The following is a 12,707-nucleotide window of genomic DNA, read 5'->3' as shown; positions in this document are numbered from 1 at the left end:
CTCCACCCGGCAACCCGATGTCAGCCTGCTCGACCGGGACAGGTCGGCCACGACCAGAAGGTGCCCGGAAAGCCGGTCCGACATTCCGGCCGAGGCGCGCCGCTGTGCGGGCCGTGCGGCGGAGCCGGTTCGGGTGGGTCAAGATGGACCGATGAGCGTTGAGTTGATGGTCTGGGACGAGCCGGTGCCGATCAGCCGTGACCAGGCGCGGGCCACGTACCTGGCGGTCAAGCGGACCGAGCCCGGCGGCGGGCCCGCACCCGACGTCGCCAAAGAACTACCCGGGGAGATCACGCTCTACCCGGGCCACGTGCTGGTGACGATGGACCTGGACACGATGGACGAGCTGTCCGCGCAGGTGTTCACGATCGCCCGCGCCCACGGCCTGGTCTGCTACGACCCCCAGCGCGACCTGGTGCACAACGTGGCGCCCCTGGGGGTCTACGAGGGCATGCAGCTCCACACCGGCGACGGCATGGTCGTCAGCGACCCCGACCTCGGCCTCGTCCACGACGTGCTGGGCACGATGTCACCGCAGAACCCGTTCGTCGCGCTGGTGAACTTCGGCCGCCACTTCCTGCAGGTGTCACCGGGGTTCGAGCTGGAGTACAAGGAGGGCGCGCTCATCCGGGCCATGGTGGCGGACCTCGCGGAGGTACGCCAGGCGTTCCACGACTACGCGACGGGCGACCGCTCATTCCTGAACCGGTACTCGTGGTCCTAGCCGAAGCACTTCGGTCGGGAGCCGGGTATCGCGACTCGGGCGCCGTGATGCGGAAGGATCAGGGCGTATGAGAGACCTGTACCCACCCATCGAACCGTACGACTCGGGCCTGCTCGATGTGGGCGACGGCAACCAGATCCACTACGAGGTCTGCGGCAACCCCGACGGCAAGCCCGCCGTCATGCTCCACGGCGGTCCGGGAGGCGGGTGCGACGCCAAGCACCGCCGCCAGTGGAACCCCGAGGTCTACCGCATCGTCCTGTTCGACCAGCGCAACTGCGGACGGAGCCGCCCGCACGCCGCCGACCCGGCCACCGACCTGAGCGCGAACACCACCTGGGACCTGGTGGCCGACATGGAACGGCTGCGCGAGCACCTCGGCATCGAGCGCTGGCAGGTGTTCGGGGGGTCGTGGGGCAGCGCGCTGGCCCTCGCGTACGCGCAGACGCACCCCGGCAGGACGACCGAGCTGGTGCTGCGCGGCATCTTCACCCTGCGCCCCCAGGAGCTGCACTGGTTCTACCAGGAGGGCGCGAGCCACCTGTTCCCCGACCTGTGGGAGCGTTACGTCGCCCCGATCCCGCAGGACGAGCGGGGCGACCTGATCGCCGCGTTCAGGAGGCGGCTGGAGGGTCAGGACGCCGAGGCCAGGCTGGCGGCGGCCAAGGCGTGGGCACAGTGGGAGGGCGGCACGGTCACGCTGCTGCCGGACCCGGCGCGGGTCGCGGAGTTCGGCGAGGACGACAAGGCCCTCGCGTTCGCCAGGATCGAGAACCACTACTTCACCCACGGCGGCTGGTTCGACCCCGCCGACCAGCTCATCAGGGACGTCGGCAAGATCCGGCACATCCCGGCGGTGATCGTGCAGGGCCGCTACGACGCGTGCACGCCCATGGCCACGGCCTGGGACCTGCACAAGGCGTGGCCCGAGGCCGAGTTCCACGTGGTGGACGACGCCGGGCACGCCTTCTCCGAGCCGGGCGTCCTCGACCGGCTCATCGCGGCCACGGACGCGTTCGGCGCCGCGACGAGGTAGCGGCCGACCTGGGGGCGGGGGCCCAGGTGCGGGGGCCAACGTTCGGAGGCTCAGGTGAGGAGGCGCCGGACCAGGGCGGCCTGCTTGATCTCCAGTTCGCCGCGGGTGATCAGCCCTCGGTCGAACGCCTCGGTGGTGGCGTCGCGCTCGGCGACGTAGTAGGCGGCCATGATCTCGCTGCGCAGCGGGGTGAACCCGCGTTCGACGCAGTCGGCGAAGATGCCGACCTTCAGCTCGACGGTGTCCGAGGCCACCGTGCAGGCCAGGTCACGATCTTTGAGCTGCTGGACCGCTTCGCGAAGGGTGACGGGACCGCGGGACCCGTTGAAACGGGTGTCAAGGGTGATCTTCACGTTCTTTGCGCCTCCAATTGCTTACAACGATCCGACCAAAGCCGCGTATTCCCAGTTCAGCGCGGGTAAGAGGGCATTCGTGATCGGAGCGCACGTGATCGTCGGCTATGCGAACGACCAGGGCGGGCGAGACGCTCTCGCCCTCGGGGCCGCGATCACCCGGGTCACCGGCGGCGAGCTGACGATCGCCACGATCTACCCTCCTGGCAGCCCAGGGCTGGCGGTCGAGGCGCAGGCCAACCTGGCGCACGCGGCCGAGGCGCTGGGGGCGGTCCCGGCCGGGTTCCTCACGTTCGAGAGCAGGGGCACCGGGCGCGGGCTGTCGGTGCTGGCAGGCCGGATCAGGGCCGACCTGATCGTGGTGGGCTCGGCGGCGAGCGGGCCGCCTGGCCGCATCGCCATCGGCTCCACCTCCGACCACCTGCTCCACCTGTCGCCCGAGGCGGTCATGCTGGCGCCGTCGGGCTACGTGCCGCCCGCCGGAGCCGACCGTCTCACCCTCGCGTACGTGCACCGGCCGCAGTGCGACGCGGCGGTCGAGCAGGTGGCGCAGGCCGCGCTACGGCTGGGCGTGCCGCTCCGGCTGATCACCCTCGACCTGCGCACGGACGACCAGGGCAAGCTCAGGGACGATCTCGCGCTGGCCGTCCGGCTGGCGTGGGAGACGACCGGGATCGAGGCGGAGTCGGAGGTGGCCGAGGGCCACGACGTGACCGCCGCGCTGCAGGACGTCGAGTGGCTGACGGGCGAGTTGCTGGTGTGCGCGGCCAGCGAGGACGCCCAGCCCCATCGGGTGTTCCTCGGCGAGCTGGCCATGAAGGTGCTGCGGGCCTCCGTCTGCCCGGTCGCCGTCCTGCCGCGGGGGTTCGCCTAGGCTCGCGGGCGGGTGCCCGTTCCGCGCGCCACCTCCTCGTACAGCTCCAGGTACCGCTCGGCCATCACCGAGGGGGAGAAGCGGCGCCGGGCCTCCCTGCGGCACTCCTCGGGGTCCAGCTCGTCCACCCGCAGCACCAATTCGGCCAGTTCCTCCTCGGTGTCGGCCAGGAACCCGGTGCGGCCGTGGTCGATGATCTCCGGCAGGCAGCCCCGCCGCAGGCCCACGGGCGGCACCCCGAGCGCCAGGGCCTCGACGACGGCCGTGCCGCCGGGCTCGTCCCACTGGATGGGGAAGAGCGCCGCGCGGGCCGAGGCGTACAGGTGGTCCCTGGCCTGGCCGCCCACCGAGCCGATCCACCTGACCAGGTCACCGTCGAGATAGGGAGAGACCTGGTCGAGGTGGTAGCGGACGTCGGGATGGTTGTGCAGCGGGTGGTAGGGGTTCTGGGCGACGACGTCCAGCTCGGCGGGGGTGTCGCGGCCGCTCACGGGGCCGGCCAGGACGAGCGGGAGACCGAGCTTCTGGCAGATCCTGGCCGCCACGTGCTGGCCCTTGAGACCGCAGACCCGGCCCATCACCACCAGGTAGTCCTCGCGCTCCACCCGCACGTCGCGCTCGGCCAGCGGGGTGGCCAGATGGACGGCGCCGAGCGCGGCGGCGCGCAGGGCGTCGGGGGCGCGGGCGAGCTGCGACTCCGAGACGCCGCTGACGGCGATCGACGACGGGAACGCTCCATAGAAGGCGGGGTGCTTGCGCAGATCCCAGTGGAGGGTGTGGAGGACGGGCGGGCCGCCGAGCGCCGATAGCACGGCCGGGCCGACCACCTCGACGTGGTCGTGCACGAGGTCGATGTCGTCGCGCCGCCGCAGTTCGTCCACCACCCGGGCGAGGTGGGCGTGGGCGATGCCCATGACCTGGTTGTACGGTTTCTGCAGCTCGGTGAACTGACCGTCGTCGTACGCGCAGAGCAGCTCGTCCACCTCCAGCGTGCTCGCGCCCACCGAGGCCAGCACCACGCTGACCCCCCGCTCACGCAGCGCCGGCACGAGTGTGGCCAGCACGTTCTCGATCCCGCCGTAGCCGGGGGGCGGAACCGCCAGCCACGGCCCCGCGTTCACCAGGACTTTCATGCGACGTCCTCCTCTGGTACGAGGGAGGCGAGCGGAGGTCGCTCTGCCACTGCCACGTCCACCAGCGCGGACTGTCCCTGCAGCCCGAACTGCAACAGCGTGTGCGCCGGAGGCTCCGACGCGAGCACGCGGCCCTGCCGCTCCAGCCGGGACCAGGCGGTGAGGATGATCTGTCCCGCCATCCGGCCGAGCGCGGTCATCGACTGATGGGTGTGCGTACGGTGCCCCAGATCCACCTGGGCCATCGCGTCGAGCCCGACGAGGTGCAGCAGGTCGACGAGGAGACCGAACTCGACGCCGTACTCGGTGACGTACGGCACCTGTTCGAGCACCGCGCGCCGGGCCGCGTACTCGCCGCCCAGCGGCTGGGCGAAGCCGGCCAGTTCCGGCCAGAACATGTTGAGCAGCGGCCGGGCCACCAGTTCGGTCACGCGTCCGCCGCCGCCCCGCTGGACGACACCGTCCGCGCCGGTGTACGGCCGCTCGTACGTGGCCTTGACGAACTGGAGGTCACCGTGCTTGAGCAGCGGCCCCACCAGGCCCGACACGTAGTGCGCGCCGAAGCTGCGCAGGTCCGAGTCGATGTAGACGACGATGTCGCCCGTGGAGGCCGCCAGACCTTTCCACAGGGCCTCCCCCTTGCCCGTGAGCGGTTCCACGAGGTGGGAGAGCACCTGATCCTGCGCCACCACGCGGGCCCCGGCCTGGCGGGCCCGTTCGGCGGTGGCGTCGGTCGAGTTGGAGTCGACGACGAGGACCTCGTCGACCAGTGCCACACGCTCGACGAGGTCACGGCGGATGACCGTGACGATGTCCCCCACGGTGCTCTCCTCGTCGCGCGCAGGCAGGACCACGCTCACCGTGGTGTTTCCCTTGACCGCCATTAAGGCGTCCACCGGCCACTCGGCAGCGGTGCTCGAGTGCGGGCCGTACCATTCTTGGACCTTGGCCAAGGCTTGCAGATCTTTCTCCATGCATCAGCCCCGATTCATGAGGTCACGGCTTATGCCCGATCTATAGGCATTCGAACATTTTTGTTTGAATGCTCCCAGACGTGGCATATGCCGGATTGTGTCCCCAATGACCCGTGTCGGCATCATAGGTGCCGGAAATGTCGCTGCCCGTCATGCAGATGTACTGTCCGCGTTCCCCGATGTGACGATCGCCGGAATCGCCGACACCGATCTCCGCAGGGCCGAGGCGCTGGCCTCGAAGCATGGGACCCCCGCCTACGGCGGCCATGCCGACCTGCTCAGTGCCGGAGGTCTGGATGCCGTCTATGTATGTGTGCCTCCTTTCGCGCACGGTAACCCGGAACATGATGTTCTGTCGTGCAATCTCCCGATTTTTGTAGAAAAACCCCTTTCTCTAGACCTCCAAACCGCAGAAAACATCGCGTCCGAAATCGAACGGCGATCTCTGCCGTCCGCCGTCGGCCATCACTGGCGTTACCTCGACGTCGTCGGACGGGCGCACGACCTGCTCGCCGGCCGTCCCGTACGCCTCGCGCTCGGCCACTGGCTGGACAAAGTGCCCCCGGTCGGCTGGTGGCTGGACCGCCACCGGTCCGGCGGCCAGATCGTGGAGCAGGCGGTGCACGTCCTGGACCTGGCGCGGCTGCTGGTGGGAGAGGTTTCCATGGTGCACGCGGTGCCCGTCGAGAACACCGTGGACGGTGAGGTCGACCGGGCCACCTCGGCGGTGATGCGCTTCGCGGAGGGGGCCGCCGGGCTGCTGGCCACCTCCTGCCTGCTCACCCGCAAGCACCGGGTGGGGCTGGAGGTGTGCGCCGACGGCATCGCGCTGGAGCTCAGCGAGACACGGCTGCTGGTGGACGGCGAGCGCATCATCGAGGACGACGGCCAGGCGAAGACCCGGGTGGACCGGGAGTTCGTCAACGCGGTGCAGGGCAGGCCGGCCGATGTCCGCGTACCGTACGGTGAGGCGTTGCGTACTCACCGCCTGGCGCTGGCACTCGCTCGATCCGCAGCCGAACGGAGGCCGGTGATGCTCGATGACCAGTGAGACCGTGAGCACAGTGCTCAGCATCGAGGCGCCGGGCGAGGTGTGCCTGGTCGAGGAGAAGCTGCCCGGCCTGCCCGACGGCGGGTTCATGGTGGCCACCACGCACAGCGGCGTCTCGGCGGGCACCGAGCTGACCTACGTCAAGGGCACCAACCCCTACCTCGGCGCGTCGTGGGACCCGGCGCTCGGGCTGTTCATGGAGGGCACGCCGTCGGTGTCGTACCCGGTGCGCGGCATCGGCTACATGCAGGTCGGCTTCGTGGTCGAGACGCGGACGCGGGCCGTGCCCGAGGGCGCGCTGGTCGCCATGGCGTACGGGCACCGCACGGCGTACGTGGCCGACCCGATGACCGACAGGTTCGTGGAGCTGCCCGACGACCTCGACCCCGTCCTCGGCGTCTACGTCGCCCACATGGGCCCGATCTGCGCCAACGGCCTCCTGCACGCCGCCCACGACCTGCACGGCCCGGCCGTGCGGCACCTGGGCGACGGCGTACGCGGGCGGCGCGTCGCGGTCGTCGGCGCGGGCGTGGTCGGGCTGCTCACGACCTGCTTCGCCCTCTCGGGCGGCGCGGCGGAGGTCGTGGTCGTGGACGAGACCCCCGACCGGCTCGCCGTGGCGGCGGCCCTGGGCGCCGACGTGCTGGCCGCCGACGGTCTGTCCGACGAGGACCCGGCCGTCACCCTCAAGCGCCGCTGGCGCCACGGCCCCAACGACCGCGGCGCCGACGTGGTCTTCCAGTGCCGCGGCCAGGCCAGGGCGCTGGCCCTCGGGCTGCGCCTGCTGCGCCCCCAGGGCACGCTGGTCGACCTGGCCTTCTACACGCAGGGCGCCCAGGAGGTGCGACTCGGCGAGGAGTTCCACCACAACGGGCTGACCGTGCGCTGCGCCCAGATCGGCCGGGTGCCCCGCGGCCTGGCGCACGCCTGGGACAGGGAGCGGCTCTCGCACGAGACCATCGCGCTGCTCAGAGAGCGGGGCGGGCGGCTACGCGAGCACGTGATCACCGACGTCGTCGGCTTTCCCGACGCTCCACGGCTGCTGACCGATCTCGCGGCCAGACGGCTTCAGAGCGTCCAGGCTGTACTCTGCGACGAGGTCGAGGACGAGGGCGGCTGACCAACTGAAGTCGCGGCAGCCGTGCCCCTGCAGCGTGAGCGGGTCGAAATACTCGCGAAAGCCCGCCAGGCTCACCGCCCGCACCATCGCGTCGGCCAGCGGCCTGGCCAGGTCGGGGCGGTGGTCCTTCAGCCCGTGCCAGACGAGCCAGCCCAGGTTGATCCAGCTCGGGCCCCGCCAGTAGCGGGCCTGGTCGAACCCGGGCGCGTCGGGGGCGTAGCTGGGCAGCATCATGCCCTTGAGCCCGAACCGGTCGAGCGCGGTCGCCACCAGCGCCAAGGCGATCCGCGACGGCAGGCCGGGCAGCACGAGCGGGGTCAGCCCGGCCGCACTGCTGGAGCGGATCATCGCCCCGGTGCGCACGTCGCGGGCCTGGAAGAGGCCGCCGTCCCAGAGGTGCTCGATCATGGCGCGGGTCATCGCCTCGGCCTCGCGCTCGTGGGGCTCGGGGTCGAACCCGCACTCGCGCGCGATGTCGGCCAGCGTCGACTCCGCCAGCCCGTACGCGGCGTTGAACAGCGGGCACTCGACCTGGAACGCGCCCGGCTCGGTGTAGCCCGAGTCCCGGTAGGCGCCGGACAGCGTGACGTACAGCTCGTAGTCGCGGTCGGTGGGCCGCTCGTCGGCGCTGACGGTCGCCAGGTCCCGGCGGACGAACCCGGTCGGCCGCGTCACCACCGCACGCAGCGGCAGGTCCCACGCCGGGCTGTTGTCCATGCCCGACTCCCAGGGGTGCACGATCGAGATGAGCCCTTCGGGGGAGCGCCGCTGCGCGCGCAGGAACTCCTGCTGCGCCACCAGCCGGGGGTAGATCCGGCGCAGGAACCCGGGGTCGGGCTCGGCCAGGTGCGTCTTCCACGCGGCCAGCGCGTGCACCGGCGGCTGGACGATGCCGGACGTCTCCACCCCGGACGGCGCCCGTGTCCGCCAGAACTCGGGGCCGGGGAAGTAGGCACCCTCCGGCACCTCGGGGTTGAACACGATGTGCGGCACCCGGCCGTCGCTCCACTGGGCGCCGAACAGGGACAACAGCTCCAGCCTGGCCCGTCGCGGCGACCAGCGGGCGTTGCCGATCGCGGTGAAGGCGGAGTCCCAGCTCCACTGATGGGGATAGAGGCGACGTGAAGGGACTGTGTAGGTGCCGTCCCAATTGCTGGCCAGGACACGCACCGCGTCGCGAAGGATCATAGATATTTCCTGATGAAGGCTGCGGTCTGGGGAAGGACGATCTCGGGCTCGCCGCGCAGCCGGCATTCGAGCGCGAGATAGCCGTCGTAGCCGACGGCGTCGAGCGTGGCCAGTTGCGCGCCCCAGTCGAGGTGACCGGTGCCCGGCTGGTTCCTGTTCGACTCGCTGATCTGCATGTGCGCCAGGTAGGGGGCCGCGTCGATGAGGGCGCGGCAGGGGTCGTCCTCCTCGATGTTCATGTGGTAGGTGTCGCCGACGATCCTGATCGAGTCCATCGAGCAGTACGAGACGGCCTCGGCCAGGGTGTTGACCATGTGGTTCTCGTAGCGGTTGAGCGGCTCCAGCATGATCAGCACGCCGTTGCGCTGCGCGTGCTCGCCCAGGACGCCCAGCGCCTCGGCCAGCACCTCGCGGTCGTCCTCGGGGCTGCGCGGCGGCTCGAACGGGGGCAGCCTGCGCGAGAACTGGCCCCAGGAGGCGGGCGTCATGACGCCCAGACCGCCCAGCTCGCCGATCACCGTGAGCTGCGACCTGAGCTGCTGGATGGCGTCCTTGCGCCTGGCGGGGTCGAAGTCGCCGATGAAGTGGGACATCTCCACGCACACCGTCGGCATGACCACGCCGTCGGCCAGCGCCCGCTTGAGCTCAGTCAGGCGGCCGGCGAAGTGGAAATCGCCCTTGCCCCGCAGTTCGATGGCGTCGAACCCGGCGTCGACCGCGAAGGCGTACTTCTCCTGCAGTGTACGGCCAGGCAGAAGCTGCTCCTGTACGGCGAGCTTCACTGTCACTCCTTGAATTCGAAGACGAGCTGGAGCACCTCGGACTGGTGCTTGTCGAGCAGGTCGAAGGCCTCGGCGGCCCGGTCCACGGGCATGACGTGGCTGATCAGCTCCCCCGCGGCGACCTCTCCGCGGTGGACGAGCTCCATGAACGTGCGCTGCATGCGCTCGACGTCCCATCGGTGGGCGAGCCACGAGGCGACGCCGCCGATCTGGGAGGAGACGAGCTGGACCTGGTTGTGGTGGAACTCCTCGCCGAGGCGCAGCCCGACGGCGTCGCCCTGGTAGAAGCCGGCGGCCACGACGCGCCCGCCCCTGCGCACGGTCCTGATGGCCTCGTGCAGGCCGGCGTGGGTGCCGCTCAGCTCGATGACGGTGTCGGCGCCCTCAACGCGCTTGCGCATGAACTCGGCCACCGAGCCCGAGGAGATGTCGAACGTCTCGGCGGCGCCGAACCTCCTGGCCAGCTCCAGCCGGTCGGGGATGGCGTCGGCGGCGACCACGCGGGCGCCGCTGAGCACGGCCAGGCGGGTGGCGAGCAGCCCGATGACGCCCTGACCGAAGATCGCGAGCTGGTCACCGAGGTGCACGTCGGCGGCGTGCACGCCGTTGAGCGCGATCGCGCCCACCCGGGCGAAGACGCCGGTCAGGGGGTCGGCGCCGGGCGGGATCACGTGCCCGACGAGCTTGTCGGCGGGGACGACGGCCTCGGCCCGGTGGCCCCAGATGCCCCACACGAGGCTGCCGACCGGGGGGTCGGCCACATCGGGCGCGGCCTCCACCACCTCGCCTACCTCCTGGTAGCCCCACCCGGCCAGCGGGTAGGCGTGCGTCTGGCCTTCGACGAAGAGCCGGCGCTCGGTGTCCCACTTGCGATTGAGGTATGGATTGGTGCCGCGGTAGGCGGTCAGTTCAGTGCCCGCTGAGACTCCGGAATAGAGCGTGCGAACTCGCACTGCCCCCGCCACAAGCTCGGCGGGTGACTCCAGGCCGACGCGGACTTCGCCTGGCTCCTCGAAGGTGATGACGCGCATTCCCCACACTTATGCCTATTGATCAAACAAAAGTCAAAGATTTAGTGCGTGTTTGCAAACGATAGTTGCGTTCGTAACACTCTTAAGTCTACGACTTCCGTCGGAGGTGACTGATGAAATTGGGGTTTCTGACAGCGTGTCTTCCGGAAAGTGACCTTACCGACATTGCACGCTGGGCCGCGAGTCAGGGCTACGAGGCCCTGGAGGTCGCGGGGTGGCCGTCTACGGATGACCGAAATCACATCAGAGTGGATCGTTTCGACGACACCGAATGTGAGCGAGTCAGGCGAATCTTCGCGGAGACCGGACTCACGCTTTCCTCGATCGCGTACTACGAGAACAATCTGCACCCTCGGCAAGGGGCTGCGGTGAACGCGCACGTGAGGCGGTGCGTGGACGCCGCCGCCGCGCTCGGCTGCCCGACGGTGGGCACGTTCGTGGGCCGCGACCCGTCCCTGCCTGTGCGCGACAACCTCAAGCTCGCCGAGGACGTCTTCGGCCCGCTGGTCGCGTACGCCAGGACGAACGGGGTCGAGATCGTCATTGAGAACTGCGTGATGAAGAGCTGGCATCCCGATGGGTATCCGGGCAACCTCGCCTACTCCCCCGAGCTGTGGGAGTGGATGTTCACGCTGGGGCTCAAGCTCAACTACGACCCGTCACACCTGGTGGCGCTCGGCATCGACCCGGTCGCCGCGCTGACCCCGTACGTGCCGAACATCGCGCACGTCCAGGCCAAGGACACCCAGTTCCTGCCCGGCAAGATCGACCGGTACGGCTTCCACGGCCCGATCAGCGGCGAGAAGGGCTGGTACCGCTTCCGTGTCCCCGGGCTCGGGCAGGTCGACTGGACCAGGGTGATCGACGCGCTCTACGAGGGGGGCTACGACGGGGTGGTCTCCGTGGAGCACGAGGACCCGGTCTGGAGCGGCAGCACGGACAGGGTACAGACCGGTCTCGGTATCGCCTACCGCACGTTGCGGCCTCTCGTGCACGGGTAAGGGCGGCATAACCCCAACCGGAGGAGCGTGCCATGCCGACCAAGGTCACCGCCGTCCTCTCCGTCGCACTGCTGGCCGCCGTCTCGCTGACGGCCTGCGGGGACGGCGGTGGCGAGAGATCGTCCACGAGCAACGAGATCACGGTCTGGACCGAGGAGAACCTCCAGGACCGGATGGCGGTCCAGAACGCGATCGCCGCCGACTTCACCAGGAAGACCGGGATCAAGGTGAATCTGGTCGGCGTGGCCGAAGACCAGTTCAGCCAGACGCTCACCGCCGCGGCGGCGGCCGACGACCTGCCCGACGTGATCGGCGCCCTGCCGCTGGCCTCCATCCGCGAGATGGAGGCCAACGACCTGCTCGACACCGAGACGCCGGGCCGGGTCGTCGACCAGCTCGGGCGTGACACGTTCTCGCCGCGGGCGCTGGAGCTCGACAGCTCGGGCGGCAGGCTGCTCGCGGTGCCGAGCGACGGGTGGGCGCAGCTCATCCTGTACCGCAAGGACCTGTTCGAGAAGGCGGGGCTGCGGCCGCCCGACACCTACGAGGCGCTGGAGGCCGCGGCGGCCAGGCTGAACACGGGCGGGGTCGCGGGGATCACGCTCGCCATCGCGCCGAAAGACTCCTTCACCGCCCAGAGCTTCGAACACGTGGCGCTGGCCAACGGCTGCCAGCTCGTCGACGACGCCGGCAACGTGACGCTCGACTCGCCGCAGTGCGTGCGGGCGTTCGGCTTCTACGCGAAGCTGGCCAAGGACTATTCCGTCAAGGGCAAGCAGGACGTCGACTCCACGCGGGCCACGTATTTCGCGGGGAAGTCGGCCATGACGATCTGGTCGTCGTTCATCCTCGACGAGCTGGCCGGGCTGCGTAAGGACGCGCTGCCGAGCTGCCCCGAGTGCCGCGCGGACCCCGACTGGCTGGCCAAGCACACCGGCGTCGTCACCGCGCTCAAGGGACCCGACGCGAGCGCGCCCGCGCAGTACGGCGAGATCGTCTCCTGGGCGATCACCCGCGACGCCGCCACCGACTCGGCGAGCAAGTTCGTCTCCTTCATGATGACCGAGGGTTACGAGCGCTGGATCGGGATGGCGCCGGAGGGCAAGTTCCCCACCCGCAGGGGCTTCGAGGACGTGTGGAACAAGCTGCCCGCCGGGGTCGACACCAAGAAGCCGCTGGCCGACGTCTACCCGGCCGACGTGCTCGACGCCCTGCGCACCAGCCCCGACACCTTCGCCCGATGGGGCATCCCGCAGGGGCAGGGCAAGCTGGTCGGCGCCACGATGGGCGAGCTGCCCGTGCCCAAGGCGCTCAGCGAGATCGTGGACGGGACGCTGACCCCGCAGGCCGCCGCGGCGCAGGCCAAGACCGACGTGGAGACGATCAAGCGCGGGATCCGGCAGTGACCGCCACGCCTCCCCGCACCGCCAGGCCGCCCGC

Annotated in this window: 12 protein-coding genes and 1 pseudogene; 7 read left to right on the top strand and 6 right to left on the bottom strand. The window is 70.1% G+C overall.

Annotated elements, in window-relative coordinates:
• The first annotated feature begins 151 nt into the window (after window positions 1-151).
• Window positions 152-724: a hypothetical protein gene (locus ABD844_RS46105; RefSeq protein ID WP_344893952.1), complete on the top strand. Its 573-nt coding sequence runs from the start codon at window positions 152-154 to the stop codon at window positions 722-724.
• Window positions 725-791: 67 nt separating this feature from the next.
• Complete coding sequence (gene pip / locus ABD844_RS46100) at window positions 792-1,760, top strand: prolyl aminopeptidase (RefSeq protein ID WP_344893949.1); 969 nt, start codon at window positions 792-794, stop codon at window positions 1,758-1,760.
• Between the two features lie 50 nt (window positions 1,761-1,810).
• Here pip and ABD844_RS46095 read toward each other — a convergent pair whose 3' ends face one another.
• Window positions 1,811-2,113: a hypothetical protein gene (locus ABD844_RS46095; RefSeq protein ID WP_344893946.1), complete on the bottom strand. Its 303-nt coding sequence runs from the start codon at window positions 2,111-2,113 to the stop codon at window positions 1,811-1,813.
• Window positions 2,114-2,192: 79 nt separating this feature from the next.
• On the opposite strand from ABD844_RS46095, the gene ABD844_RS46090 reads away from it, so the two are divergent.
• Window positions 2,193-2,987, top strand: coding sequence for a universal stress protein (locus tag ABD844_RS46090; protein WP_344893943.1), 795 nt, complete (start codon window positions 2,193-2,195; stop codon window positions 2,985-2,987).
• Here the strand turns inward: ABD844_RS46090 and ABD844_RS46085 are convergent.
• Together ABD844_RS46085 and ABD844_RS46080 are read right to left on the bottom strand one after the other, a co-directional pair.
• Window positions 2,984-4,120: a glycosyltransferase gene (locus tag ABD844_RS46085; RefSeq protein WP_344893940.1), complete on the bottom strand. Its 1,137-nt coding sequence runs from the start codon at window positions 4,118-4,120 to the stop codon at window positions 2,984-2,986. The genes ABD844_RS46090 and ABD844_RS46085 overlap by 4 nt on opposite strands.
• The gene (locus ABD844_RS46080; RefSeq protein ID WP_344893937.1) at window positions 4,117-5,094 is read right to left on the bottom strand and encodes a glucosyl-3-phosphoglycerate synthase; all 978 of its coding nucleotides are present in this window, start codon (window positions 5,092-5,094) and stop codon (window positions 4,117-4,119) included. Before ABD844_RS46080 ends, ABD844_RS46085 begins: the two co-directional genes overlap by 4 nt.
• Window positions 5,095-5,200: 106 nt before the next feature.
• Between ABD844_RS46080 and ABD844_RS46075 the strand changes: the two genes are divergently transcribed.
• Window positions 5,201-6,145 (top strand): Gfo/Idh/MocA family protein, encoded by a 945-nt coding sequence (locus tag ABD844_RS46075; RefSeq protein ID WP_344893934.1) that lies wholly within the window; start codon window positions 5,201-5,203, stop codon window positions 6,143-6,145.
• Window positions 6,135-7,265, top strand: coding sequence for a zinc-binding dehydrogenase (locus tag ABD844_RS46070; protein ID WP_344893931.1), 1,131 nt, complete (start codon window positions 6,135-6,137; stop codon window positions 7,263-7,265). Before ABD844_RS46075 ends, ABD844_RS46070 begins: the two co-directional genes overlap by 11 nt.
• A 9-nt stretch (window positions 7,266-7,274) precedes the next feature.
• Here the strand turns inward: ABD844_RS46070 and ABD844_RS53495 are convergent.
• The 3 genes and pseudogenes from ABD844_RS53495 to ABD844_RS46060 form a co-directional block, all read right to left on the bottom strand.
• A pseudogene (locus ABD844_RS53495) lies at window positions 7,275-8,453 on the bottom strand (MGH1-like glycoside hydrolase domain-containing protein); the annotation flags it as partial.
• Window positions 8,450-9,235, bottom strand: a complete 786-nt coding sequence (locus ABD844_RS46065; protein ID WP_344893928.1) for a sugar phosphate isomerase/epimerase family protein — start codon at window positions 9,233-9,235, stop codon at window positions 8,450-8,452. The gene ABD844_RS46065 and the pseudogene ABD844_RS53495, both read right to left, overlap by 4 nt.
• A gap of 2 nt (window positions 9,236-9,237) precedes the next feature.
• Complete coding sequence (locus ABD844_RS46060; protein WP_344893925.1) at window positions 9,238-10,266, bottom strand: zinc-binding dehydrogenase; 1,029 nt, start codon at window positions 10,264-10,266, stop codon at window positions 9,238-9,240.
• Window positions 10,267-10,379: 113 nt separating this feature from the next.
• Here ABD844_RS46060 and ABD844_RS46055 point away from each other — a divergent pair, with 113 nt between their 5' ends.
• The gene (locus tag ABD844_RS46055; RefSeq protein ID WP_344893922.1) at window positions 10,380-11,267 is read left to right on the top strand and encodes a sugar phosphate isomerase/epimerase family protein; all 888 of its coding nucleotides are present in this window, start codon (window positions 10,380-10,382) and stop codon (window positions 11,265-11,267) included.
• A gap of 32 nt (window positions 11,268-11,299) precedes the next feature.
• Window positions 11,300-12,673 carry an ABC transporter substrate-binding protein gene (locus ABD844_RS46050; RefSeq protein ID WP_344893919.1) on the top strand — a complete coding sequence of 458 codons (1,374 nt, stop codon included), beginning with the start codon at window positions 11,300-11,302 and terminating at the stop codon, window positions 12,671-12,673.
• Window positions 12,674-12,707 lie beyond the last annotated feature (34 nt).

This window comes from Nonomuraea antimicrobica, from assembly GCF_039536965.1.
Lineage (GTDB): Bacteria > Actinomycetota > Actinomycetes > Streptosporangiales > Streptosporangiaceae > Nonomuraea > Nonomuraea antimicrobica.
The sequence above is the reverse complement of the archived record's forward strand: the minus strand, read 5'-3'. Positions and strand labels throughout refer to the sequence as shown.

Coding starts and splice junctions, on each gene's coding strand:
- ABD844_RS46105 (WP_344893952.1), top strand. CDS start 152: ATGAGCGTTGAGTTGATGGTCTGGGACGAGCCGGTGCCGATCAGCCGT.
- ABD844_RS46050 (WP_344893919.1), top strand. CDS start 11,300: ATGCCGACCAAGGTCACCGCCGTCCTCTCCGTCGCACTGCTGGCCGCC.
- ABD844_RS46075 (WP_344893934.1), top strand. CDS start 5,201: ATGACCCGTGTCGGCATCATAGGTGCCGGAAATGTCGCTGCCCGTCAT.
- ABD844_RS46085 (WP_344893940.1), bottom strand. CDS start 4,120: ATGAAAGTCCTGGTGAACGCGGGGCCGTGGCTGGCGGTTCCGCCCCCC.
- ABD844_RS46070 (WP_344893931.1), top strand. CDS start 6,135: ATGACCAGTGAGACCGTGAGCACAGTGCTCAGCATCGAGGCGCCGGGC.
- ABD844_RS46080 (WP_344893937.1), bottom strand. CDS start 5,094: ATGGAGAAAGATCTGCAAGCCTTGGCCAAGGTCCAAGAATGGTACGGC.
- ABD844_RS46055 (WP_344893922.1), top strand. CDS start 10,380: ATGAAATTGGGGTTTCTGACAGCGTGTCTTCCGGAAAGTGACCTTACC.
- ABD844_RS46060 (WP_344893925.1), bottom strand. CDS start 10,266: ATGCGCGTCATCACCTTCGAGGAGCCAGGCGAAGTCCGCGTCGGCCTG.
- pip (WP_344893949.1), top strand. CDS start 792: ATGAGAGACCTGTACCCACCCATCGAACCGTACGACTCGGGCCTGCTC.